Origin of the sequence: Anaerotruncus colihominis, assembly GCF_010206195.1 — a bacterium.
Taxonomy (GTDB): Bacteria; Bacillota; Clostridia; order Oscillospirales; family Ruminococcaceae; genus Anaerotruncus; species Anaerotruncus colihominis_A.
Window position 1 is genome coordinate 131,020 of sequence record NZ_VIQT01000010.1, and the last position, 22,057, is coordinate 153,076.

Sequence of the window (22,057 nt, forward strand, 5' to 3'; positions counted from 1 at the left end):
TGTGGTTATTCGCTCTTGCTGATAAATACCAGCTTGTTGCCCCAGCCCTCCAGCACCGGGTTTTCCTCCACCGCCTTGACAAACTCCTCGGTGTAGTCAAAGTACCCCACCGGGGTGTATTCCTCTGTGACCTGGGCCTCGTGGAAGAACAGGACGATGCGGTTTGGTTCCGAATAGTAGACCGTCCCGGCGGCCTCACCGGTGATGGTTTCCGAGTTGTCGGGAATCTCGTAGCGGCTGGGAATGTCGTAATACTGCATCACTTCCCAGTTGTCGTAGTCGTCATAGTGGTAGATGGGCAGCTGCCAGCTGGCGGTGCCCACATGGCGGGCGATGGCGGCGGCGGTGGGGTTGTCGTAGAGATGCAGGGTGAAGGGGGCGTTCCGGTTGCCAAAGGCTACCGACAAGGTCCCGGCCTCCCCGCTTGCCTCCGGCGCCACGGCTTCTTCCCCGGAGTTATCGCCGCTTTCGGGCGTTTGGGCTTCGCTCTCCTCCAGGGCAGAGGAAGGGGTGCTGCTTTCCGAGGCGGTGCTGCTCTCTGGGACGGTGCTGCTGCTTTCTGCCCCGCTGTTCACCGTCAGACTGCCGGAGCTGCTTGGGGCCGGGGTGCTTTCCCCCTGGCTGCATCCGGGGAGGAGGAAAATGGTCAGTGTCAGAATCATCAAAATAGAAACAGCGCTGAAGAATCTTCTTTTCATGGTGGTTCGTCCTTTCTTGGGGGAGTTGGTTCTCTCTGGCTCCCATTATAAAGCCACTTTTGTTTAATAGCAAATACTTATGTTAAACAAATATCTATAACCAATAAGCATATATTTAATCTGCCGCCAGCATGGTCATTTTGACCTGTTTTATCTTCCCGGCGGTGAGCCAGCCAAAGGCGAAGAACAGCAGGACCATCACGCCGCCGGGCAGCAGCGCCGCCCCCAGCCCCAGATGGGAGGAAAAGCTGCTGATGCTCGCCAGGCCCATGGCGGCGGAAACCAGCGGGTCGGTGAAAAGCGCCGCCAGAATGGTCCCAACGGCGGCCCCCACAGCGGCGGTCATTCCAAAACGCAGGGCAAAGGCCAGCCGCAGCCGTCTCGCCGAAAAGCCCATGGACCGGTAGATGGCCATGTCCCGCCGTTCTGCCGCCAGCAGTTTTTCTCCGGTCAGGGCGGTGACAATGAGGATAAAGACAGCGGCCATTCCGTAAAGAAAAGTGGTGAGGGCATTCATGGCGCTGATGATACCCAACAGCCCCGGCCAGGTGTTCTCGTGAATATGGACATCCCCGCCGTAGGCGGCTTCCAGTGCCCGGGTGATGGCCCCTTTCTGGCTGGGATCAGCCAGGAAGTAATGCCAGCACCAGAGATTGGGATGGTCGGAACCGATACGCAGGTATCCCTCCCGGCTCATGCCGATGGTGGCTCCCATGTCGTTGGCACAGGAATAGATACCGGTGACGGTGAAGTCCTCCCGGCCCCGGTCGCTCCCCGCCGTCAGGGTATCCCCGATAGTGATACCAAAGTCTGCGGCTACAAATTCCGTGATGACAATTTCGTTTTCTCCCGTACAGGGGCGGCCTTCCAGCAGGTGGAACCGCTCCGGCTGGTCTATCACATTGGCGGTGTGGTCCACGCCATTCACCGTGACGCCGGGCATGGCCAGGACATAGGTGTCGGTGATTTCCGAATACTGCCGGATGGTGGCTTCAAAGTCCTCCCGTGTTAAGCTCCCAAAGGACTGCACCCCAATGTCGTGGTCAGCGGGGTTGAAGGCATCCATCATCCCCTTGCCGTCTGGCCCCAGCCAGCTGTCCATCCGCCCAATGAGGGATGCGAAGAACACCAGCAGCGCCGCCACCGTCAGGGCCCCCAGATACTGCCCCCACCCGGTGAACAGCTGCCGCAGGGCCAGGCTCCCGTCCAGCCAGTTCCCGGAAACGCCGGGAAGTCCCTTAATGGAAACCACCCTTTTGTCCCCCTCCCCCCGAATGACCCCCAAGGGGGTCACCCGGCGCAGCTTTGCCAGCTTCCACAGGAGGAAAGCGGCCAGCAGACCCAGTATCACAGCACAGACCATGAGGCAAAGGGAGAAAGGAAGCTCCACCGGTATCCGAAAGCCGGTGGTAGTCAGGGTCATCTTCCCCATAAGACCGCTGGCAGCAGGGGCCAGCAGAAGCCCCAGCAGCATCCCCGGCAGGATGGCCGCAGCATACTGGGCCAGCTGAATATTCCGCAATCCCTCACCGGTGAGCCCCAGGGTTTTCAGGATGCCAAGGTCAACAAAGTCCTGGCGGATACTGCTGCCGATCTGGTGGCTCAGCACCGCCATTGCCGCCAAAAGGAGAACCGCCGCAAAGGCTAAAAGAAAGCCGCCAAAGGCATTTTGCAGCACCAGCATAAAGCCAAGGATGGCCTCCCGGCTGTGGGCGAATTCGGCGTACCGGGGAAGGCTGGTGGCTCCGTTGACCGCCGCGCTGAAGTCGGCGGCGGTAAGTCCTTCTTCCGCGGCAAAGAGGTGGAGCATGGCCCCGTCTCTCGCCAGGGTGTCTATCCCGGCGTTTGCCAGAATATTCAGGGCCGCCTGCCGGTCCCTTTCGCTGATGAGAAATCCCTTCATGCCGATCATCGAACTGCCCATAAAGGGGTCCTCGTACCACCCGGCGATGGTGAGGGTCAGGTTTTTCCCCGACTGGGCGATGGGGAAGGTGATTTCGTCCCCAATCTTCGCCCCAAACATGGAAACCAGGGAGGGGGATACAAAGACTGTCCCCGGCTGTATTTCCTCCGGGGGTGGAGCATAGCCGGACAGGTCAGCGGTGAAAAATCGATAGCGGTTTTCCTCGGGGCGGTACAAAATCAGCTGCCCCTCGCTATCCGACTCCTGTTCGTTCAACTGATAGTTGGTGTGGATAATTTTCTGTTCCTCCACCCGTTTCACCACATCCAGGGCGGCGATTTCTTCAAAAAGACTGTCCGGGGCGTTTGCCACCCAGGCGGTAACACCCCCGTACCCGGCCCGGTCCAGCTCCAGTTCCAGGTAGCTGCCGGAATTGTGCCATACCGTCAGCACCGTAGAGAGGGACAGGGAAACAAGAAAAATCAGCAGAAATATCCCCATGAGCCCGCCCCGATGCCGCCGGAGGCTCATCCGCAGCAGTGTCCAAAATTCCATCTGTTTCCCCCCTACCATTTCAGTGAGGAGAGCCAGGCGTTGGCATGCTCTTCCCGTTCTTTGTCCGGCTTTTCGTAGGGCGGAAGGATCAATTCGTCCAGTATCTTCCCATCCTCCAGGTAGAGGATGCGGCTCCCCCGCACCGCCGCCCCCAGGTCGTGGGTCACCATAAGGATGGTCTGGCCCTGTCGGTTCAGATCAGTGAGAAGATCCAGCATCTCCCGGCTGCTCTGGCGGTTCAGCGCCCCGGTGGGCTCATCGGCAAAGAGAAGGCCGGGGCCGCCGATCATCGCCCTGGCGATGGCCGCCCGCTGAGCCTCTCCACCCGAAACATTGGCGGGAAGCCGGTCCTTGGCCCCCTCCACTCCCATCTGCCAGAGAAGATGCTCCGCCCTGGCCCGGACGGTTTTAGGCGGTTCCTTACCCGCAAGATATCCCGCCACCGCTACATTTTCCAAGAGGGTGAGATTGCTCACCAGATGGGTCTGCTGAAAGACAAAGCCCAATTCCTCCGCCCGCAGCTTTGCCATCCTGTCCTCCGAAAGCCCGGTGACAGGATGGCCCTTGTAGCGGACCGTCCCGCCAGAAACAGAGTCCATCCCGCTGAGGGCATAAAGGAGGGTAGACTTGCCCGCCCCGGAAGGCCCCATGATGACGGTGAAATCTCCGCCGTAAACCGACACCTCCAGGTCGTGGAACAGCTCCCCGCCGCTGGGGAAGGCTTTGCAGAGGCCGCGCCCCTCTAAAATGGTTTCCTTCATCCCACATTCCTCCTTTCCCCCTGGGGCAGCGTGAGGATCAGCCGTTTTTTGCCGGTGGCCGGGTCGGGGCGTATTTCCTCCACAAAGCGGATGGAAAAGGTGAGATAAGAAAGACCCTTTTCCAGCAGGATGCTCCCCATCTGCCGGTGCATCTCGTGAAGAATGGCTTCCCGGTTTGCTCCCGGAGCAGTTTCCGCCATCATCTGGAAGGCAGCCGGCCCGGTCTGGCAGAACTGGTAGTCCAGCAGCCCGGGGATACAGAAGCCCTCAATGGCCAGGGGGTGCAAAAATTCCCGGCGCCCCTCCCCGTCCTCGAACCAGAGGACATCCTCGTTGCGCCCCAAAAGACCCACGGCGCGGGAGAAGGGATACCGGCCCGATGGCTCCTCAGTAGAGATATGGTCGGTCAGTTTATACCGGATAAGTGGCTGGACGAAGTTATACAGACAGGTGAGATAAAGGCCGTCCGGCCCCTGCTCGATGATGTTCAGGTCGTCAAAGAGAAGTATCCCCTCTGCCGGGTCCCCTTCCACCCCCAGGGCCAAGGATTCACTGGCCCCGTAGAAGTTGATGACCTGGGCATAGAGGGCGTCCTCCAGGAATTTTCGCAGGCTAGCCCCCAAGGGCTCCCCGCAGGAGACCACCCGCAGCACCGAAAGGGAGACCTCTCCCCGTTGGGCCAGCTCGGCCAAAATCTTGATGGCGGAGGGGTAGCCGATGATGAAATTGGGGCGGTATTCCTTCACCTCTTGTACCCATTGGGAAAGGGGGGTCTTGATGTCCAGATACCTTTGGCTGGCGCCTACCCCGTCCACACCGTCTCCCACTACCATGGCCCCGCCGTAGCGTCCATCGGTGGCGGCGATGTAGAGGATGCGGGGGCGCTCCGCCAGCAGCCGCAGGATCTGGGGCATGGTCATTCCCCACAAAGCCCCCCGGAGGATGCCCAGCAGCATCGTCCCCCAGGCGGCCTCATCGTAGACAAAGTATCCCGGTTCCCCAGTGCTGCCGGAGGAATGGACCAGGTGGTATTTCCCCAAAAAGGGCCGCCGGTCGGTGGTGTTATGGGCGTCAAAGCGGCGCAGCTCCGCTTGCCGGAGGTCCGGGACAGTGACCAGGCGGTCAAAGTGTTCCAGCAGGGCGGCTTTGTCCATGGTGGGAAAGGCGGAGAGGGGGGCAGTATCCAACGTTTCCGCCGTGATCCCCGCTTTTTCAAAGGCCTCCCGGTAGTAGGGGGAATGCTCCCAGGCGTAACGGAGGAGCCGCCGCAGCTTCTTCTGTTGTATCGATTGGAGCTTGGCGGGAGAAAGTCTTTCATTTCGCTTTAGCCCCAAAAGGTTCCAAAGGGTGCGGGGAATGTTCATGTTGTCGTCCTCCTTACAACAGGGCAAAAAGCCAGCTGTTTTCGTAATTTTCCCGGTGGTAGTACTGGGCGGTTTTGGCGGTGAGGTCAAAGACGATGCTCCATTCGGTGGACTCAAACTCCCCGAAATTCCCCTTGCTGACGCTGGAGAGGGCGTCCCGGATGTCCTCCGAAGTAAAAGTGTCCTTTTCCTCCAACAGCCCGGTCAATATCTCGTACCGGGTGTGGGACTGGCTGGTACCGATGCCGTATTTCTCCCCGGGGGTGAGGTAGAAGTTGGTCACTGCAGAGGTTTCGATGACGCTCATCTCGTTCCCGATGTATTCCACCACTACACTACGGCCGGTGTTGTCCGCCAGGGCCAGATGTACCATCAACCCCATAGAGGCGTGGAAATCGTACTGCCGGAGCAGTTCTAACGCCTCCTCTACGGTGGCGGCCTTGTCCAGCAGCAGCCGGACGGCGGTTGTGGTGGTGATACCGGGCTTACCGGTGTTCTGATTGATGGTGGCGTTGTCCTGAATCATGTTTACCGATACCGCCAACCCTTTTTCGTTCATCCCATCCAAGGGGGCGTAGAGGGCTGCCAATGTCCGCACCTGGTCCAGCTTGAGAGCGGTATCCATCATCCCCCCTGCCCCCATGGTGATGAAGTCCATATTGACAGTGGAAAGGGATGCGTAGCCGTTTTCCGGGTGGGACTCCACCACCATTGCCTCGCAAGCGTTCCAATCAAAGTTGCGACCAAAGAGGACGCCGCCGTCAGGGCTGCCCACTGCGATGGTGCTGCACCCAAAGATATTCCCCAAAAAGTCCAGCCCCAGCTCCCAAATGAGGTTTTCTGCCAGGTACTGCACCACCTCCCGGTCGGAGGATGCGCCGCCCTGTTCCAAGAAGCCGTCAAAGCCGCAATCCCCGTCATACCGGACGGCGGAAAGGCCGGGCTCCAGCTCCGTGATTTTTGTGGTGATGGAAATGGCGTCTGCCGGAGGAGCCTCCGGCTGGGGCACCAAAGCCTCGCTTTCCGGGATGGGGGCCGTTTGGCTGTCAGAAGAATTGTTGGACGGAGGGGAAGTCTGAGATGCACTCTGTCCACCAGAGCCGCTATTGGCTGAAGCCGGAGACTGGGGTGCGGCCTGTCCGCCACCGCAGCCTGTCAGAAGCAAGGAGCAGGTCAAAAACAGGCTGAACAAGGAAAGTCCTTTTTTCATGGGGCTTGATCCTCCCATAAGATTGGTTGTGTTTTTATGATAGCATGAGAAAAATCAAATAACAAATTCTTATCTTAAATACTTGTTTATGTTCGACAGGCATAGCAACTTGTGCTATACTGACAATATTGGAGGTGGTTCCTTATGGAATTTCGCGTATTGCAATACTTTCTGGCGGTGGCCAGGGAGCAGAGTCTTTCCAGGGCGGCGGAGTATCTGCATCTCTCCCAGCCCACCCTCTCCCGGCAGTTAAAGGACCTGGAGGACGAGCTGGGCAAGCAGCTTTTTACCCGAAGCAACAAGGGCATCGCCCTCACCGAGGAGGGGATGATCCTCCGCAAGCGGGCGGAGGAGATCGTCCAGCTGATGAAAAAGACCGAGGACGAGATCACCCTTTCCGATGAAGCTGTCTCCGGGGATGTCTACATCGGGGCGGGGGAATCGGATGTGAACCGCCTTTTGGGCCGGGCGGCCTATGAGTTGCAGGAGCGCTATCCGGGCATCTGCTACCATATCTCCAGCGGCAACGCCGTCTTTGTTCTGGAGCAGCTGGACCGGGGCCTCATTGATTTCGGGCTGGTGTACAGCTCGGTGGATCATGCCAAGTATGAGTCTATCCAGCTGCCCTTTCCCGACATCTTCGGTGTGCTGATGCGCCGGGACTCGGAGCTGGCTGAGCGTGCATTTATCACCCTGGAGAACCTTCGGGACAAGCCCCTCATCGTTTCGGCCCAGGAGCGCCAGGAGGGCTGGCAGATCCTTCGGAATCTTTCGGAGGACCCTTCCAAACTCAATGTAGTGGCCACCTACACCCTGCTGTATAACGGCTCCCTCCTGGTGGCGGAGGGGCTGGGGTACGCCGTCTGCTTCGACAGGCTCATCAACACCGAGGGGACAAACCTCTGTTTTCGTCCCCTGCGCCCCGCCTTTGAGGTAACGGCCAGTATGATTTGGAAGAAGTACCAGTTGCTCTCTAAGCCCGCCCAGAAGTTTTTGGAGAAGATGGGGGAGTTGTGCGGGGCATAGCAAAGGCCCAGGTTCCCCGATGATGGGAAGCCCTGGGCCTTTTGCACCGGCGGATGTTACCCGCCAAAATGTTGGGACACCGCTTTCAGATGTTCGATAATGGGCAGATGCTGGGGACACATCTCCTCACACTGGCCACAGCCAATACAGTCCCCGGCCTTGCCGAATTTTTTCGTCAAATTCTCGTAGTTGGTGAAATTCACCGTCCAACCCTTTTCCTCCAGATGTTCCCGCATATCCTCGTTGTAGAGGGAGAAATACTGGGGGATGGCGATTTTCTGGGGGCAGCCCTCGGTGCAGTAGGAGCAGCCGGTGCAGGGAACGGCGATCTGGGCATTGATCAGCTCCGCCGCCTTTACTGTCAGGGCTTTTTCCTCCTCGGTCAGCGGCTGGAAGTTCTCCATAAAGCGGAGATTATCCTCCATCTGGTTGAGACTGCTCATGCCGGAAAGCACCATCATCACCCCCGGCAGGCTGGCGGCGAACCGGATGGCCCAGGAGGCGGGGGAAGCGTCCTGGGTATGCTCCCGGAACAGCATCTCCACCTCTGTAGGCACCCTGGCCAGGGTGCCGCCCTTCACCGGCTCCATAACAATGACCGGCTTGCCGTGCTTCACCGCAGTTTCATAGCAGCGTCGGGACTGGATCCACTGGCTTTCCCAATCCAGGTAGTTGATTTGAAGCTGGACAAACTCGATAAAGGGATACTTTGTCAGGATCTCATCCAGCATCTCCGGGCCGGCATGAAAGGAGATGCCGATGGTTTTCATCAGCCCCTGCTCCTTCTTCTCCTTGAGCCAGTGGAAGCAGTCGAACTGCTCATATTTGGGGTAGCTGCCCTCCTCAATGCCGTGGAGCATATAGTAATCGAAATAGCCCGCACCGGTCTTTTCTAGCTGCTCCCGGAGTATCTTGTCCCGGTCCTCCAGGGAATTGAAAAAGCCGTTGTGCAGCTTGGTAGCCAGAGTAAAGCTGTCCCTGGGGTAACGATCCACCAAGACCGTTTTGGCTGTGGCTTCGCTGTTAAAGCCGCAGTACATCCAGGCGGTATCAAAGTAGGTAAAGCCCTTTGATAGAAACAGGTCTACCATCTTTTTGACCTGTTCTATGTCGATGTCCCCAGCGTTGGCGGGGTCGTTTGTGGGCAGGCGCATCAGGCCGAAGCCCAGCTTTTTGGCGTTCATGGAAAACCCTCCTGACAATATTTATTTTGAAAAATACTCTGCGATCTCAACCATACGGCTTTCCTGTTTTACATGGAAGGGACAACGGCTTTCACAGTGTCCGCATTTTACGCAATCACCGGCATGGAGGGGCAGCTTGTCATAGTGTCCCTTTGCCATCTCGTCTCCGGCCAGTGCTAAATCGTAATATTTATTGATAAGGCCCACATTCAGCCCCATAGAACAGGGCTGGCAGTGGTTGCAGTAGACACAGACCCCTTCCGCAGTAGCCAGGGTAAATTCCCCAATGATGGAGTAATCCCGTTCTTCCCGGGTGGCGGCCACATAGCGCAAAACCGTATGCAGATCCTCCAAGCTGCGGACACCCGGCAGAACCGTCATCACAGCGGGACGGTCCAGGGCATACTGGATACACTGGGTATGGATCAGGGTGCGCTTAAATAAAGAGGTTTTTTCATCCAGCAGCTGTCCGCCTGCAAAGGGCTTCATCACCGAGATGCCCACCCCTTCTTTTTCACAGTCCCAGTAAAGCCGGGCGCGCTCCGCTACTTCTCCTTTGCCATATTCACCCTTCTGGTAATCATAGGCCGGATTGATACTGAACATAAACAGGTTGATAAGCCCGGTATCCAGGAGCTGTCGGGCGATGCCGGGATCATGGGAGGAAAAGCCCAGGTGCCGGACTTTCCCCTCCGCCTTCAGAAACTTCATATAATCCCACAGCCCGCCGGGAGCTAATACCTTATCCAGATCCTCCTGGTCATCAGTACAGTGGATAAAGCCAAAATCGGTATAGTCGGTGCCTACTGTCCGCAAATTCCAGGCGAACTGCTCTTTGATTTCCTCCAGTTCTCTGGTCCAGCCGTATTTCCCGCCCGCATACACCGCGCCGAAGTGCATCTGCGTGAGTATCTTGTCCCTGCGCCCGGCAAAAGCCTGGGCATAGGCATAGAAGGGCGCCTGAATGGACGGCGCCATGTCAAAGAAATTGATGCCGCTTTGGATGGCAGTATCTAAAATTTTTGTAGACTGCTCCACATCTTCCGGCAAGCTACCTGCCCCTAAGCCTATCGTGCTGATTTTTTCCCCTCCATGAGGCAAGGTTCTGTATTCCATCTTATTTCCCCCGATCATTTCAGCTTTCGCCCGGCTTCCCGCAGCTGGGAAAGAAGCTCCTCCGATTTGTTTTCCTTGCCATAGGCGGTGAATATCCCCATGTCCTCTAAGTGGAGATAGTTCAGGAAGGAACTCTGGTACTCATAAAAAGCGCCGCAGTAGACATGGTTGCTGCCGGAGCTGAGGATCAGTGCCGCTTTTTTCAGATTTTTGGGCTTATCCAGTGCATAGATACGGTTGATGGCGCACTGCAGCTGTCCTGTAAAGCTGTGGTAGTAGACGGGAGAAGCCAGCACAATCATCTTCGCTTCTTTCAAAACTGGATAAATCTCCTGCATATCGTCCTGCTGGATGCACCGGCCTTCACCCTTTGTGTGGCAGTATTCGCAGGCCAGACAGCCGGCGATCTTCTTTTTGCAGACCTCCACTACGGTCACATCGTGGCCTGCTTCTCTGGCTCCATCGGAAAAAGCAGCCACCATAGCTGCGGTATTGCCGCTTGGGCGGGGGCTGCCACTCAGTACCAATATTTTCATAGGAAACCCTCTTGATGTGTTTTCTTAATTTTATCACCTGGTAGTGTGGTAGGTCAAATACCTATCCTCAATGGATTGATATAACCGGAAAGCATAATCAATATATACTCCCGGACTTCCTTGAAAAGTGCAAGTGCACACTCCCTCATCCCTGTGCTACAATAGACCTGTATTTCAGGTAGGAGTGTGGCGCGGTCTCTTGTTCCGCCCAAGGTAAAGAAGACTGAAAAGTGGCCGGGATAGCTTCCCAGCCACTTTTTAGTTTTCAGATTGAGTTTTTACCTCTTGCTTTGTCAATATAAGGCGGACACCATATCTTCCTTAAGTCATCAACTTTGCGCTTTCGATAGGAAATTATGAAGCAGCCCTGTCCTCCTCACCAGGCGCGCCTTGCTCCTGGCGAGCAACCTCAAAGAGCTGGCTCAGATACCCCCAAATAGTTTTGGAAACTTTCCCTGCATGGCGAATACTCTCAGCATGGCTGTTTTGGACATATACATGTATCAGCTTTCCGTTGATCCAGCCCTGCACCTTTAAGGGGATATTCACGCCGTATTAAAGATAGCCGAAAATCTGTTGTAACATCATCTGCTTTGTGACAGAGGTACAGCCATCGTTTGCATAGGCAATCATTTTCTTTCAGTGAAAAGGGCTTTGAATTTCACTTATCATCATGGCTGATTCCTCCCGATACATCATTTGTACGGCCTTTCTTCAAAAAGGTCGCAGGCCGGTTCAGTTTCTTCAATAAAGGACCAATAAGCGCTACAGACTCCTTTCTGGAATCGGACGCAGTTCTTGCAAATAGGGGATTCTGTTGTTGCTATAAACGGTGTTGGATCAAATCCAAAGTGGCCATAGAACCCGCTGAATAGATTTTCCGTCGCATACTTGTCGAGCAATTCCGGTTTGTCCAGAACCTCCGCAATATGCTGAATCTGCTCAGTGCTTTCTATTGCCTTTTTACAGTACCGTCTTTGAACTTGCAAAGAGGTTTTATCGGGATGGCTGTTCCGGTATTCCGGCTGGAAACCGACTACAATCAGCAGGATGTGGAACAGCTTCGCATCCGTTGTGGTATCCTACTCCAATGGGGTGAAAAAAGGCGTATTATCCTTTCTCAGTTTTTTTGTGGGGAAACTCATCAGCGCTACTTTTCTGTGTATGACGGCCGCAGTGGTAAGCAGGCAGTTTATCAGCCAGGATGGGTACATTGGCAGCTTCAATCTCCGGCTGACCGCGCAGTTTGCCATGAGCGGCATCGGCGCCGTTCTGACGGTACGCTGGCTGCTGGAGCTAAAAAAGAGCATAATTCCTGCTGTGACTGCCACGACTGTGGAAAGCAAGAGGGCAAAGCAGGCGTCCTGCCCATGCTGTGCGCTGGACTGACCTATGGTTTCACTCCCTGCGCGCCGCTTCTGCTGATGATTGGCTATTCCTTTACCTGGCCGGGGCCACGGGTGTGGCGTTCAGCCTGGCGAGCATGGCCAGCCCTGTGCTGCTGTTGACAGTGATTACCGGGGCGCTGTCCAAAAAGATGCGCCAGGAGATTCCTGGCTGTATCAAGTGGTTCCGGCTGGGTTCTTATTTGCTGTTGACGGTAATGCCGTTTCTGCTGAAAGGTTCTTATTAAGGGAAGATATGCCTGTAAAGCCGATTCATCAAGTGTCCGTACTGATACCTTTTAGGTATCAATATCTATATTATATATGTATTTGATACTTTAATCCGTTTCGTTTATGATAAAAGAGCAAAAAAGCCTTATAGGCAGCAGAGCGACTGCTAAGAAGAAAGGAAGAAATGATCCATAACAATAGAAGAAGTGATTAGCGGATTTCGGGAAGGCGCAAAGGAAGACCCAGAACGGGACGCATACGCAAATGAGCTGTTTCAGGAAACAATTCGTATCGGAATGGAGCTGAACTGCCAATATCACACCCCGGAAGAGCTTCGGGAAATCATGGGGCGGCTGACAGGCCGGCCTGTGGATGATTCCTTCCGGCTGTTCCCGCTCTTCTATACCGACTTTGGGAAAAACATCCGAATCGGCAAGGATGTCTTGATCAATTCCGGCTGCCACTTCCAGGATCAGGGAGGAATTGAGATCGGGGACGGGACGCTGATCGGGCCTAATGTGGTGCTGGCTACCATCAACCACGACCTACATCCGGAAATGAACCGCATCAACGCACTGGATCGCGGCGAAAAGCACGACTGGTATTAAGAGAAGGGAGAACAAGAAAATGAAGGTTTTAGGGATCAACGGCAGCGCTAGAAAAGACAGCAATACCGCCATCATGATAAAAAAGGCGTTTGAAGAACTGGAGAAAGCGGGCATCGAAACCGAGCTGATCCAGCTTTCCGGCGAGGTCATCCAGCCCTGTAAGGCTTGCTGGGCCTGCGGCGGCAAGGGGAACTGCGTCCATCAAAAGGACATCTTCCGGGAAGTTTTTGAGAAGATGAAGGCCGCAGATGGAATTATTCTCGGTTCGCCGGTCTATTCCGCCAACATCTCCGCCAATATGCAGGCGTTTCTGGAGCGGGCGGCGGTGGTATCGGATATGAACCGGGGGATGTTCCGGCATAAGGCCGGAGCGGCGGTGGCAGCGGCCCGCCGGGGCGGCGCCCTCAACGCCATCGACGCCATGAACCACTTTTTCCTCCTGCAAGAGATGTTTGTGGTCGGCTCATCCTACTGGGCGATGGCCTATGGCCGGATGCCGGGGGAAGTCGCAGAGGATGGCGAAGGGATGGAAACCATGACAAACCTTGGGAAAATATGGCCTATCTCTTAAATTGTATGGCGGAAGGGCAGGGAGCAAAATGAAGAGGATCATCGTTTTTCTGTTGTCAGTTGTAATGGCTGTCATCCTGGCGGCCTGTGGAACTTCCACATCTTCGGGAAGCTCCTCCCTGCCGCAAAGCTCTGCCCCGGAAAGCGTTTCCCTATCGCAAAGCCAGAGTGCGGTTTCAGAGAGTTCTTCCCAAAGCCAGGTGGCAGTTTCATCAAACAGCGCCGAGCCCTCCCCCGGCACAGAGGAACCATCGTCCAGCGCCATCCCCGAAGTGCCCCAGACTCCTTCCGAGGGATCGGAAGCTATTGGCGGCACGGAAACTTCCACAGCAGAGCCCGAAGAACAGGAAGAAGAAAAGGTGGATCAGAAAATTTTAGTCGTTTATTTTTCGGCAACCGGAACGACAGAACTTCTGGCGGAGTATGCCGCGGAAATTTTGGATGCCGGACTGTATGAAATCATCGCGGCGGAGCCCTACACCGATGCTGACCTGGCCTATTACACCGGTGGCAGAGCCGACCAGGAGCAGGACGACCCATCCGCACGCCCCGGTATTTCTGGCGGTGTAGAAAATATGGAGCAGTACGACACCATTCTGCTGGGGTACCCCATCTGGCATGGGCAGGCTCCCCGGATCATCAGCACCTTTTTGGAAAGCTATGATTTTTCGGGGAAAACGATTATCCCCTTCTGCACCTCCCACAGCAGCGGGGTGGGCTCCAGCGCCAGCAATTTGTACAAGCTGTGTTCTGATACAACAAACTGGAGGGACGGAACACGGTTTGCCGGCAGCACATCGAAAGAAGAAATTACGGCCTGGCTGGATACCATGCTGCCCAACCGATAAAACAGGAGGTTTTTGAAATGGCAGAGAAAAACCGCGCAACCTACATCCCCTATCAGGAGCGTTCTGGGGCGGAATCGGTGGTCTATTTTACCAGAGATCTGTCCGCTGAGAGTTTGCGGAAAATCTATGACCGTGTTGGAGGAAGACTCTCTGGGAAGGTAGGGATCAAGCTGCACACTGGAGAGCAGCACGGCCCCAACATTATCCCCCGGCCTTGGGTAAAGGAGCTGGTCGATACCACTCTCCCAGGGGCCGCTATCCTCGAAACAAACACTTACTATGCGGGGGACCGTTACACCACCGAGCAGCACCGGAAAACATTGGAGGTAAACGGCTGGACCTTCTGCCCGGTGGATATTATCGACGAGGACGGAACGGTTTTTCTTCCTGTAAAAGGGGGAAAATGGTTCACCGAAATGTCCATGGGGAAAAATATCCAGAACTATGATTCCTTGCTGGTACTGACCCATTTTAAGGGCCATCAGGTAGGCGGCTTTGGCGGGTCAGGCAAAAACATCGGCATCGGCTGTGCAGATGGGAGGATCGGGAAGGCCATGATTCATACCACCCCCGGCTCAGAAGATATGTGGGACATTCAAAAGGAAGAATTTATGGAGCGCATGACCGAATCGGCCAAGGCGGTGGTGGACTATTTCGGGGAGCATATTACCTTTGTCAATGTGCTGCGGAATATGTCGGTTTCCTGTGATTGCGAGGGGACCGCCGCGATACCCGTTGTGACGCCAAACATTGGCATTTTGGCTTCCCATGATATTCTTGCGGTCGATCAGGCGTCGGTGGATCTGGTTTATGCGCTGAAAGAAAACGACCGCAAGGCACTGGTTGAGCGGATGGAAAGCCGTCACGGCCTGCGGCAGATGACCTATATGAAGGAACTTGGTATGGGGAACGACCGCTACCAGCTTATCGACATCGATCATGAGGATACGGTGATTTCCTTGCAGGAGGCTGTCAAGGATGTGGTCCCCTTTACTGGCGATGAACCAGCAGCCAGATCATGAACATGAGGAAAGGCTTATTTTGTTTTCTTTTTACAGCATTTCTTCTGGCCGGATGTGCCCATTTGCCGGTGAATCAGGAAAATACCGTCTCTATGTCACCGCCAACGATTTCATCTGAAGCTGCTTCTAAAAATGAGATTTTTACAGATGAAAGTTTGGCAGTTGCTGAAAAGGAGCATCCATCGGATACCCTCCCCCCCTATCTGGAAAAATTGGTTTCCGATATTGTGGAGGAGATCACTACCCCCGCCATGAGCGAGTATGAGAAAACCAAAGCCGCCTTCGACTACATGATCACCCATGTGTCCATGGGGGAACCCATTGGCGCGGAGCTGTGGCGGATACACGGCGGCGGTGAAGAGCCAATCCCCTTTGTGGAACAGCGGGCGATAAGTCCCCTGCGCTTCGGGGTGGGGATGTGCGAGGACTACGCCGCCGCCCTCACTTTGCTTTTGCGCGGAATGGGGCTTTCGGCCGAATATGTCCCCGGCCTCACCTTTTCGGCGGAGGGCAACCTAGTAGACCACGCCTGGACGATGGTGCAAATCGACGGGACCTGGTATCACCTGGACTGCCAGCTGGAGGACAACATCTCCCGCCGTGGCTCGGTACGGTACAAATACTTTCTCCGGGGTGATGCCACCCTCTCCGGTTCCCATCGGTGGGGACAAAACCTCATTGATGCCCGCCTGCTGACCGAGGAAAAAAACCGGGAACTGGCGGAAAATTTCTTATTTCCCGCTGCGCCCCAGGACTATCCTACACCGGAACGGCTGACCATTGAGGAAACTTCTGCGCCAGATCTGGACGCCCTACAAAGGGAGGCGGATGGGGAGCTGGCCGCCTGGGAGGCTGAAAACGGCCCACTGCCGGAGATGACGCTGAATACCATTCCGCCGGTCTTTGGTCTGGAGGGCTATGGCCCGGCGGATGAAGGATGATCTATAAAGGAGGATTTCCGTGAAAAAGTTGTTTGTTCTGCTGCTGGTGGGAAGCCTTTTGCTGGCCGCCTGTTCTTCGACGGAGGAGGAAACCGCTTCAACGATACCACAACCGCAGCCATCATCGGCTATAACGCCCAGCGAACCGGAGCCCATTCCTGAATCGGAACCGGAGCCAGCGCCGGAGATCGACAACAGCTGGCAGCTTGACGCCCCGGAAAACCACGGCGTAGATCCTGCGGTGTTGGAGCAGATGCACACAGCACTCATCAACGCACCGGTCTATGCGGTGGTGACGGCAAAGGACGGCGTGATTATCGACGAGTATTACCAGGCTGGCTATGATGAAACCAGCAGATATGCTTTTCATTCCGCCTCCAAATCAGTTACCAGCGCATTGTTTGGTATCGCTATGGAGGAAGGCTATATCGACAGCCTCGACGATCCTCTCTCCAAATATCTGCCCCAGGTGCTGGAACAGGAGGACATCCGCAAGCACGCCCTTACTCTGCGCCATCTGCTCACCCAGACCTCCGGCCTGGAGTGGTATGAATGGGGCGGCAGTTACAGCAACTGGAATGAATTCCGTTCAGCCGAAAACTGGGTGGACTATATCCTCGGCCGGAATCTGGTCTATGAGCCGGGGGCGGTATTCAATTACAGCACTGGAAATACCCATCTGCTGGCGGCGGCGCTGGAAAACGCCACTGGCCGGCCTCTCATGGACTATGCCAAAGAAAAGCTCTTTGATCCGCTGGGGATGGAGAGCGTCGTCTGGGGGACCGACCCCCAAGGAGTGGCCGATGGTGGCAACGGCATCGTCATGACCGCGCGGGACGCCGCAAGGTTCGGCCAGCTCTTTTTAGAGGGCGGCGTTTGGAATGGGGAGCAGCTGATTCCCGCCGATTGGGTGACGGAATCCACCTCGGTACAGAATGCCGGACCTGGGGACAGCACCGGCCAATATGGCTATCAATGGTGGGTGCGGCAGTTTGGCGGATATGACTGCTATTACGCATTTGGAGCCTGGGGGCAGTATATTCTTGTTGTCCCCGAGCTGAATCTGGTGACAGCCATCGCCAGCGAAGGCCCCCAGAACAGCTACGCCTCCCGCGCCTACTTCACCGATTATATCCTGCCCGCCTGCGGGGCCTGAAAGGAGTTCTTATGCGGAAAAGTTTCTTGCTGCTCTTTTGTTCTATTGCGATGCTGCTGGCCTTTTCGGGCTGCAGGGGAACGGTAGCCGCCGGATTTTCCGAAAGCGACCTGGCCCTCACCGTCGCCGGAAAGGAATATCACACCCGGGATAACATCGAAACGGTGATGGAAGTTCTGGGGGATGGCTACCAATACGCCGAGGGAAGATCCTGCGATTACGACGGGCTGGACAAAACCTACACCTACGAAGCCGCCACCTTCTACACCAACCCTCTGACAGAGGGGGACTTGTTGGCGGAGATCTATTCGGAAAGCCCGGAGACCTCCACCTCCAAAGGAATTTCCCCCGGCGCAACAAAGGCGGATGTGTTGGCTGCCTATGGCGACCCGACAGAGCAGGATGAATACATCCTCATTTACCGGGCCTCAGAGGAGATCGGCTCCCCCTCCCTCTGCTTTGAGCTGGAAGGGGACACCGTCACCGCCGTTTTTCTCACCGTAGACCCGGTGTAAGGGAGGGATGGCATCTATGATTGTACTGGAACGACTGAAACACTACGCCAAAAGCGACCGGATTGCTTTGGTGTGCCGGGAGGATAAGCTTTCCTACCGGGAATTGGACGCCCGTTCCGACGCCTTTGCCGCCTGGCTGCTGGATACCTTCGGGGATGACCGCTCCCCGGTGGTGCTCTGCGGGGACAAGGAAACCGGCCTTCTGCCCTGCATTTTCGGCGCGCTGAAGGCCGGGCGGGCCTATGTCCCCATCGACAGCGTGGTACCGGATGACCGGGCCGCCCAGATCATGGCGGATGTGAACCCAAAAGCAGTGGTGGACTTCACTGGTAGAAAACTGGACTGCGGGGCAAAGGTGCTGGCTTTGGCAGACCTGGAAGCCATCTTTTCCACACCAGAGGAAATTTCTTCTGAAAACTATATACCGGGAAACGCCCCCGCCTATATCCTTTTTACCTCCGGCAGCACCGGCCGCCCCAAAGGGGTGCCCATCACCGCCAGGAACCTGGATGCCTTCTGCCGGGGGCTGCTGCCATTTTACCCGGAAGGCAGTGTTGTGCTCCATCAGGTGTCCTACTCCTTCGATGTTTCCGGCTGTGCGGTCTACGCTGGCATCAGCCAGGGGATGACCCTTTTTACCGTAGACCACGCTATGGTTGCCAATTTGCAGGAGTGCTTCGCCGCCCTGGAAAAATCCAAGCTGACCCTTTGGGTGTCTACCCCCTCCTTTGCGGAGCTGTGCGTCCAGTCGGAGCGTTTTGGGGCAGGACTTCTTCCACAGCTTCGGCAGTTTCTCTTTTGCGGGGAGGTGCTGACCCATACCCTCTGCGATACCCTGTCCCAGCGGTTCCCGACGGCGAAAATCCTCAACACCTACGGCCCCACCGAGGCAACCGTTTTAGTTACCACCGCCGAAATTACAGAGGAAATGCGCCGGGACAGCCGCCCCATTCCCATCGGCAAAGCCATCGACGGCGTGACCCTGCGGCTGGAGCAGGACGGAAACGAGGTCACGGTGGACGGCCAGACCGGCGAACTGCTGATCCTGGGCCCCACAGTGGGCCCAGGCTACTTTGGCCGGCCCGACCTCACCGAGAAATCCTTCTTCACCGACCAAAAGACTGGCCTGCGGGGCTACCGCACCGGCGATCTGTGCTATCAAAAAGAGGGATCATTTTACTACTGCGGCCGGGCGGACAACCAACTGAAGCTGCACGGCTACCGCATTGAGCTGGAGGACATAGAGGCGAACCTGCAAAAGCTGCCCAATGTGCAGCGGGCGGCGGTGGTACCGATACGGGATGCCGACGGCAAAGCCCAGTATCTGGCGGCTTTCCTGCTGCTGGCGGAGCCGGATGGGCTTGCCCCCTTGAAACGGGCCATCGCCCTCAAGCGGCAGGCGGCAGAATTTTTGCCCGCCTACATGATTCCCCGCAAGCTGATGGCGGTGGACGCCTTCCCCCTCAATGTCAACGGAAAAATTGACCGCAAGGCCCTGGCCGCCCGATTGGAGGGAACGCCATGACCCCCTATTCCGGCCTGCTGTTTTTCTATCTGCTGGCGCTGCTGCTCCTTCCCGCTGTGGTGCTGGGACTTTGGGGAAAATCCCTAAGAGGCTACAGCTTTGTGTTCTCCGTTCTCATGCTCGTCTTGGTCTTTGGGGAAGGGGGACAACTCCCCGCCCTCATCGCTTTCTATCTGTGGGAGGGTGTGATATTTCTCCTCTACCGCCGATGGTGGGAAAAAATTCCCCTTTGGCTGGTGGTGCCGCTGGCCCTGCTTCCTCTGGCCTTGGTGAAGGTGGGGGAGGTCTGGTCAGCGTTTGCCCTTTTCCGGCTACTGGGGGTCAGCTACATGACCTTCCGGGCGGTGGAGGTGTTGCTGAACCTCCACGACGGGACGGTGAAAAACCTCTCCCTCTTCCAGTGGAGCTATTTTCTTCTGTTCTTCCCCTCGATAAGCAGCGGCCCCATCGACCGCTGCCGCCGGTTCCTCTCTGACCTGGAGTGGGAAATCACCCCGGAAGAATACATAGAACTGCTGCGGCGGGGCGTCTGGAAGCTGGTGGGCGGGGCCTTTTCCGCCATCGTTCTGGGGGAGCTCATCTGGCAATATTGGCTGGCCCCGCTGCCGGATAGAGGTTTTCTGCCCACCCTCTCTTATATGTACGGCTACACCCTGTTTCTCTTTTTCAACTTCGCTGGTTCCTCCAGTATGGCTGTCGGGACGGGGTACATCCTCGGTATCCAGGTGCCGGAAAACTTCAACCAGCCCTTCCTCAGTGTGGACATGAAGGATTTCTGGGCCAGATGGCACATCTCCCTTTCCACCTGGCTGCGGGACTATGTTTACACCCGGTTTGTGATGGATTCTCTCAAGAAAAAGCGGTTTCGCAACCAGCGTACCGCCTCCTACCTGGGGTATCTTCTTACTATGATGACCATGGGGGTATGGCACGGCCTCGCGCCCCGCTACCTGGCGTATGGAGCCTACCACAGCGCCCTCATGTGCCTAAATGAAGCGTTGGATCTGCATTGGAAACCCTTCAAGCGGTGGAAGAAACAGGGCATGGGGCAGATCGTCTGCGTCCTGGTGACCTTCCACCTGTTTGCCTTTGGGCTGCTGATCTTTTCGGGCAGATTATTTTGATTGGAGCGTGAACTGATGGAACAGAAAATTGCGGAGATCCTCGCCGAACTCTGCGGCGTGGAGCCGGAGGAGATCAAGCCGGAGCTGGAGCTTTTCGAGGAAGGCCTGCTGGATTCCTTTGGGGCCATCCAGCTGGTGCTGGCGCTGGAGGAAAACTTCAGCGTCTCGTTGGATATAGCGTCCCTCCCGCGGGAGCGTATCGCCACCCCGGCAGCCATCGCCGCTTTGATTCGGGAGAAGCAGGGATGAGGCAGATGGCAAAGAAGGTTTTCTTCCCCGCAGTGGCGATGGTACTGGCGATTTCCATCCTCTTTTGGGGCGTAGGGGCCGCTGCCATCAGCGCCATACCACCCTGGCGGGACAGCGTAGGAAATGTCAACCATACTGAAAAGATCACCGGGACTTATCTTATGGAGCAGTCCGCCGCCCAGGAGGACACCCTGCTGATCTTCGGCTCCAGCGAACTGCGGACGACGGAGATCCCCACCCACCCCGCCAACTTTTTCGCCGGAAAACGGGCGGGCTTCCAGGTGGACCTCATCGGCCGTGGCTCCTGTCAGTCGTTGATCCATGCCATGCAGATTGCCGCCTCCGGGGACGCCCTTGGGGACAAAAAGGTGGTGCTCATCACCTCGCCCCAGTCCTATGTGGAGGACGGCATCGCCCCCGACCTGTTTATGGCCAACTTTTCGACTCAACAATATCTGGAACTGCTGGCAGATGAGTCCCTCTCAGACGAGGTGAAAACCTACCTTTCCCGGCGGGTGGCGGAGCTGGTGGAGGAGTACAAGGCCCTGCCGGACGCCGCCCCGGTGGATCCGGCAGTCGAAGCGCTGGCAAAGCACACCACAGACCCAACTCTCTTTTCAGGAATGAGAAATGCAGCTCTTGCCCCCTACTATGGGTTCAGCCGCTGGCTGTACGACCTAAAGGACAAGGTTTCAGTGCGGGGTATTCTGGCGATAGGAGAGGACTTTCCCGCTCCTACAGAGTTGCCTGCCATCGACTGGGCCGCCGAGGAAGAATCTGCCATCGCAGAGGGCAAAGCCATGAGCGGCAACAACGACTTTTGGATGCTGGACGACTATTATACCACCTACATTGGCTCCCGGCTGGAACGGCAGAAGGACAGGGAGAACGCCCTCAGCTATTCAGTATCTAAAGAATATGACGATCTGCGGATCCTCTTTGCTATCTGCCGGGAAAAGGGGATTGAGCCGCTGTTTATCCATGTGCCGCTGCACGGGAAATGGAGCGACTACACCGGCTTTGACGCCGGCCGCCGGGCGGAGTATTACGAAAATGTCCGGGAGATTGCGGCGGAATACGGCGTCCGGACGCTGGACCTCACCGGACACGAATACGAGGAATATTTTATGTGCGACACCATGCACCTGGGATGGAAGGGGTGGCTTGCGGTTGATCAGGCGCTTATCGACTATTATTACGACAGTTAAGGAATGGATTTTTGCCCATGCCGCCGCCCGGTACGGCTGGTACCTGCTGGCGGCTCTGGGGCTGCTGGCGTTTTGGCTCTGCAGCCCCGAGGGGGAGATCACCTTTGTGTACAGTGCGTTTTAAGATAGAGGAAGCTTGTACTATTTCTGAATGCGAAGCAAAGCCTAAATTACTCTTTTATTTTTGAAATATGCCATTGGAACCAATAGTGGTTTTAATGAATTTTCCCGCCCTATAAAAAAGACAGATTGATATGAAATGACGCCCTTCGATTCTGCTGAATGTAACCAGCAACCCAGCTACCAGTAGTTCACACAAGAC

At 56.1% G+C, this 22,057-nt stretch carries 22 protein-coding genes and 1 pseudogene; 15 read left to right on the top strand and 8 right to left on the bottom strand.

Annotated features, from left to right (window positions below):
- Positions 1–5 precede the first annotated feature (5 nt).
- The 5 genes from FMM72_RS08405 to FMM72_RS08425 all read right to left on the bottom strand — a co-directional run bounded on the left by FMM72_RS08405 (position 6) and on the right by FMM72_RS08425 (position 6,491).
- Positions 6–698 carry a cyclophilin-like fold protein gene (locus FMM72_RS08405; RefSeq protein WP_243157757.1) on the bottom strand — a complete coding sequence of 231 codons (693 nt, stop codon included), beginning with the start codon at positions 696–698 and terminating at the stop codon, positions 6–8.
- A gap of 115 nt (positions 699–813) precedes the next feature.
- Positions 814–3,156, bottom strand: a complete 2,343-nt coding sequence (locus FMM72_RS08410) for an ABC transporter permease (RefSeq protein ID WP_162221165.1) — start codon at positions 3,154–3,156, stop codon at positions 814–816.
- Positions 3,157–3,167: 11 nt separating this feature from the next.
- A complete protein-coding gene (locus FMM72_RS08415; protein WP_162221166.1) occupies positions 3,168–3,917 on the bottom strand; it encodes an ABC transporter ATP-binding protein in 750 nt (249 codons plus the stop codon).
- Positions 3,914–5,281 (bottom strand): phenylacetate--CoA ligase family protein, encoded by a 1,368-nt coding sequence (locus FMM72_RS08420; protein ID WP_162221167.1) that lies wholly within the window; start codon positions 5,279–5,281, stop codon positions 3,914–3,916. Before FMM72_RS08420 ends, FMM72_RS08415 begins: the two co-directional genes overlap by 4 nt.
- A gap of 13 nt (positions 5,282–5,294) precedes the next feature.
- Complete coding sequence (locus FMM72_RS08425; protein ID WP_243157758.1) at positions 5,295–6,491, bottom strand: carcinine hydrolase/isopenicillin-N N-acyltransferase family protein; 1,197 nt, start codon at positions 6,489–6,491, stop codon at positions 5,295–5,297.
- Positions 6,492–6,635: 144 nt separating this feature from the next.
- On the opposite strand from FMM72_RS08425, the gene FMM72_RS08430 reads away from it, so the two are divergent.
- Entirely contained in the window at positions 6,636–7,517 is an 882-nt protein-coding gene (locus FMM72_RS08430; protein WP_162221169.1) for a LysR family transcriptional regulator, read from the top strand.
- Between the two features lie 56 nt (positions 7,518–7,573).
- On the opposite strand, the gene FMM72_RS08435 is transcribed toward FMM72_RS08430, so the two are convergent.
- The 3 genes from FMM72_RS08435 to FMM72_RS08445 are packed head-to-tail and all read right to left on the bottom strand — an operon-like array spanning position 7,574 to position 10,353.
- Positions 7,574–8,701 (bottom strand): aldo/keto reductase, encoded by a 1,128-nt coding sequence (locus tag FMM72_RS08435; protein ID WP_162221170.1) that lies wholly within the window; start codon positions 8,699–8,701, stop codon positions 7,574–7,576.
- Positions 8,702–8,722: 21 nt separating this feature from the next.
- On the bottom strand, positions 8,723–9,835 hold the full coding sequence (locus FMM72_RS08440; RefSeq protein WP_347561270.1) for an aldo/keto reductase: 1,113 nt from the start codon (positions 9,833–9,835) through the stop codon (positions 8,723–8,725).
- Positions 9,832–10,353, bottom strand: a complete 522-nt coding sequence (locus FMM72_RS08445) for a flavodoxin family protein (RefSeq protein WP_162221172.1) — start codon at positions 10,351–10,353, stop codon at positions 9,832–9,834. Before FMM72_RS08445 ends, FMM72_RS08440 begins: the two co-directional genes overlap by 4 nt.
- A gap of 1,050 nt (positions 10,354–11,403) precedes the next feature.
- On the opposite strand from FMM72_RS08445, the gene FMM72_RS08450 reads away from it, so the two are divergent.
- The 14 genes and pseudogenes from FMM72_RS08450 to FMM72_RS08515 all read left to right on the top strand — a co-directional run bounded on the left by FMM72_RS08450 (position 11,404) and on the right by FMM72_RS08515 (position 21,859).
- The gene (locus FMM72_RS08450; protein ID WP_162221173.1) at positions 11,404–11,742 is read left to right on the top strand and encodes a hypothetical protein; all 339 of its coding nucleotides are present in this window, start codon (positions 11,404–11,406) and stop codon (positions 11,740–11,742) included.
- 73 nt (positions 11,743–11,815) lie between these two features.
- The gene (locus FMM72_RS08455) at positions 11,816–11,986 is read left to right on the top strand and encodes a hypothetical protein (protein WP_162221174.1); all 171 of its coding nucleotides are present in this window, start codon (positions 11,816–11,818) and stop codon (positions 11,984–11,986) included.
- Between the two features lie 180 nt (positions 11,987–12,166).
- Positions 12,167–12,526: pseudogene (locus FMM72_RS08460) on the top strand (sugar O-acetyltransferase); the annotation flags it as partial.
- Between the two features lie 70 nt (positions 12,527–12,596).
- A complete protein-coding gene (locus tag FMM72_RS08465; RefSeq protein WP_162221175.1) occupies positions 12,597–13,148 on the top strand; it encodes a flavodoxin family protein in 552 nt (183 codons plus the stop codon).
- A gap of 28 nt (positions 13,149–13,176) precedes the next feature.
- Positions 13,177–13,995, top strand: a complete 819-nt coding sequence (locus tag FMM72_RS08470; RefSeq protein WP_162221176.1) for a flavodoxin — start codon at positions 13,177–13,179, stop codon at positions 13,993–13,995.
- A 17-nt stretch (positions 13,996–14,012) separates the two neighbouring features.
- Entirely contained in the window at positions 14,013–15,017 is a 1,005-nt protein-coding gene (locus FMM72_RS08475; protein WP_162221177.1) for a DUF362 domain-containing protein, read from the top strand.
- A gap of 68 nt (positions 15,018–15,085) precedes the next feature.
- A complete protein-coding gene (locus FMM72_RS08480) occupies positions 15,086–15,958 on the top strand; it encodes a transglutaminase domain-containing protein (protein WP_257431089.1) in 873 nt (290 codons plus the stop codon).
- Positions 15,959–15,977: 19 nt separating this feature from the next.
- Positions 15,978–17,114: a serine hydrolase gene (locus FMM72_RS08485; protein ID WP_162221179.1), complete on the top strand. Its 1,137-nt coding sequence runs from the start codon at positions 15,978–15,980 to the stop codon at positions 17,112–17,114.
- 11 nt (positions 17,115–17,125) lie between these two features.
- The gene (locus tag FMM72_RS08490; RefSeq protein ID WP_162221180.1) at positions 17,126–17,629 is read left to right on the top strand and encodes a hypothetical protein; all 504 of its coding nucleotides are present in this window, start codon (positions 17,126–17,128) and stop codon (positions 17,627–17,629) included.
- A gap of 16 nt (positions 17,630–17,645) precedes the next feature.
- A complete protein-coding gene (locus tag FMM72_RS08495; protein WP_162221181.1) occupies positions 17,646–19,154 on the top strand; it encodes an amino acid adenylation domain-containing protein in 1,509 nt (502 codons plus the stop codon).
- Positions 19,151–20,278, top strand: coding sequence for a D-alanyl-lipoteichoic acid biosynthesis protein DltB (gene dltB, locus FMM72_RS08500; RefSeq protein WP_162221182.1), 1,128 nt, complete (start codon positions 19,151–19,153; stop codon positions 20,276–20,278). Before FMM72_RS08495 ends, dltB begins: the two co-directional genes overlap by 4 nt.
- 15 nt (positions 20,279–20,293) lie before the next feature.
- Positions 20,294–20,527, top strand: a complete 234-nt coding sequence (gene dltC, locus FMM72_RS08505; protein WP_162221183.1) for a D-alanine--poly(phosphoribitol) ligase subunit 2 — start codon at positions 20,294–20,296, stop codon at positions 20,525–20,527.
- A gap of 5 nt (positions 20,528–20,532) precedes the next feature.
- Positions 20,533–21,735, top strand: a complete 1,203-nt coding sequence (gene dltD, locus FMM72_RS08510; protein ID WP_162221184.1) for a D-alanyl-lipoteichoic acid biosynthesis protein DltD — start codon at positions 20,533–20,535, stop codon at positions 21,733–21,735.
- A complete protein-coding gene (locus FMM72_RS08515; RefSeq protein ID WP_162221185.1) occupies positions 21,698–21,859 on the top strand; it encodes a hypothetical protein in 162 nt (53 codons plus the stop codon). Before dltD ends, FMM72_RS08515 begins: the two co-directional genes overlap by 38 nt.
- The last annotated feature ends 198 nt before the right edge of the window (positions 21,860–22,057 follow it).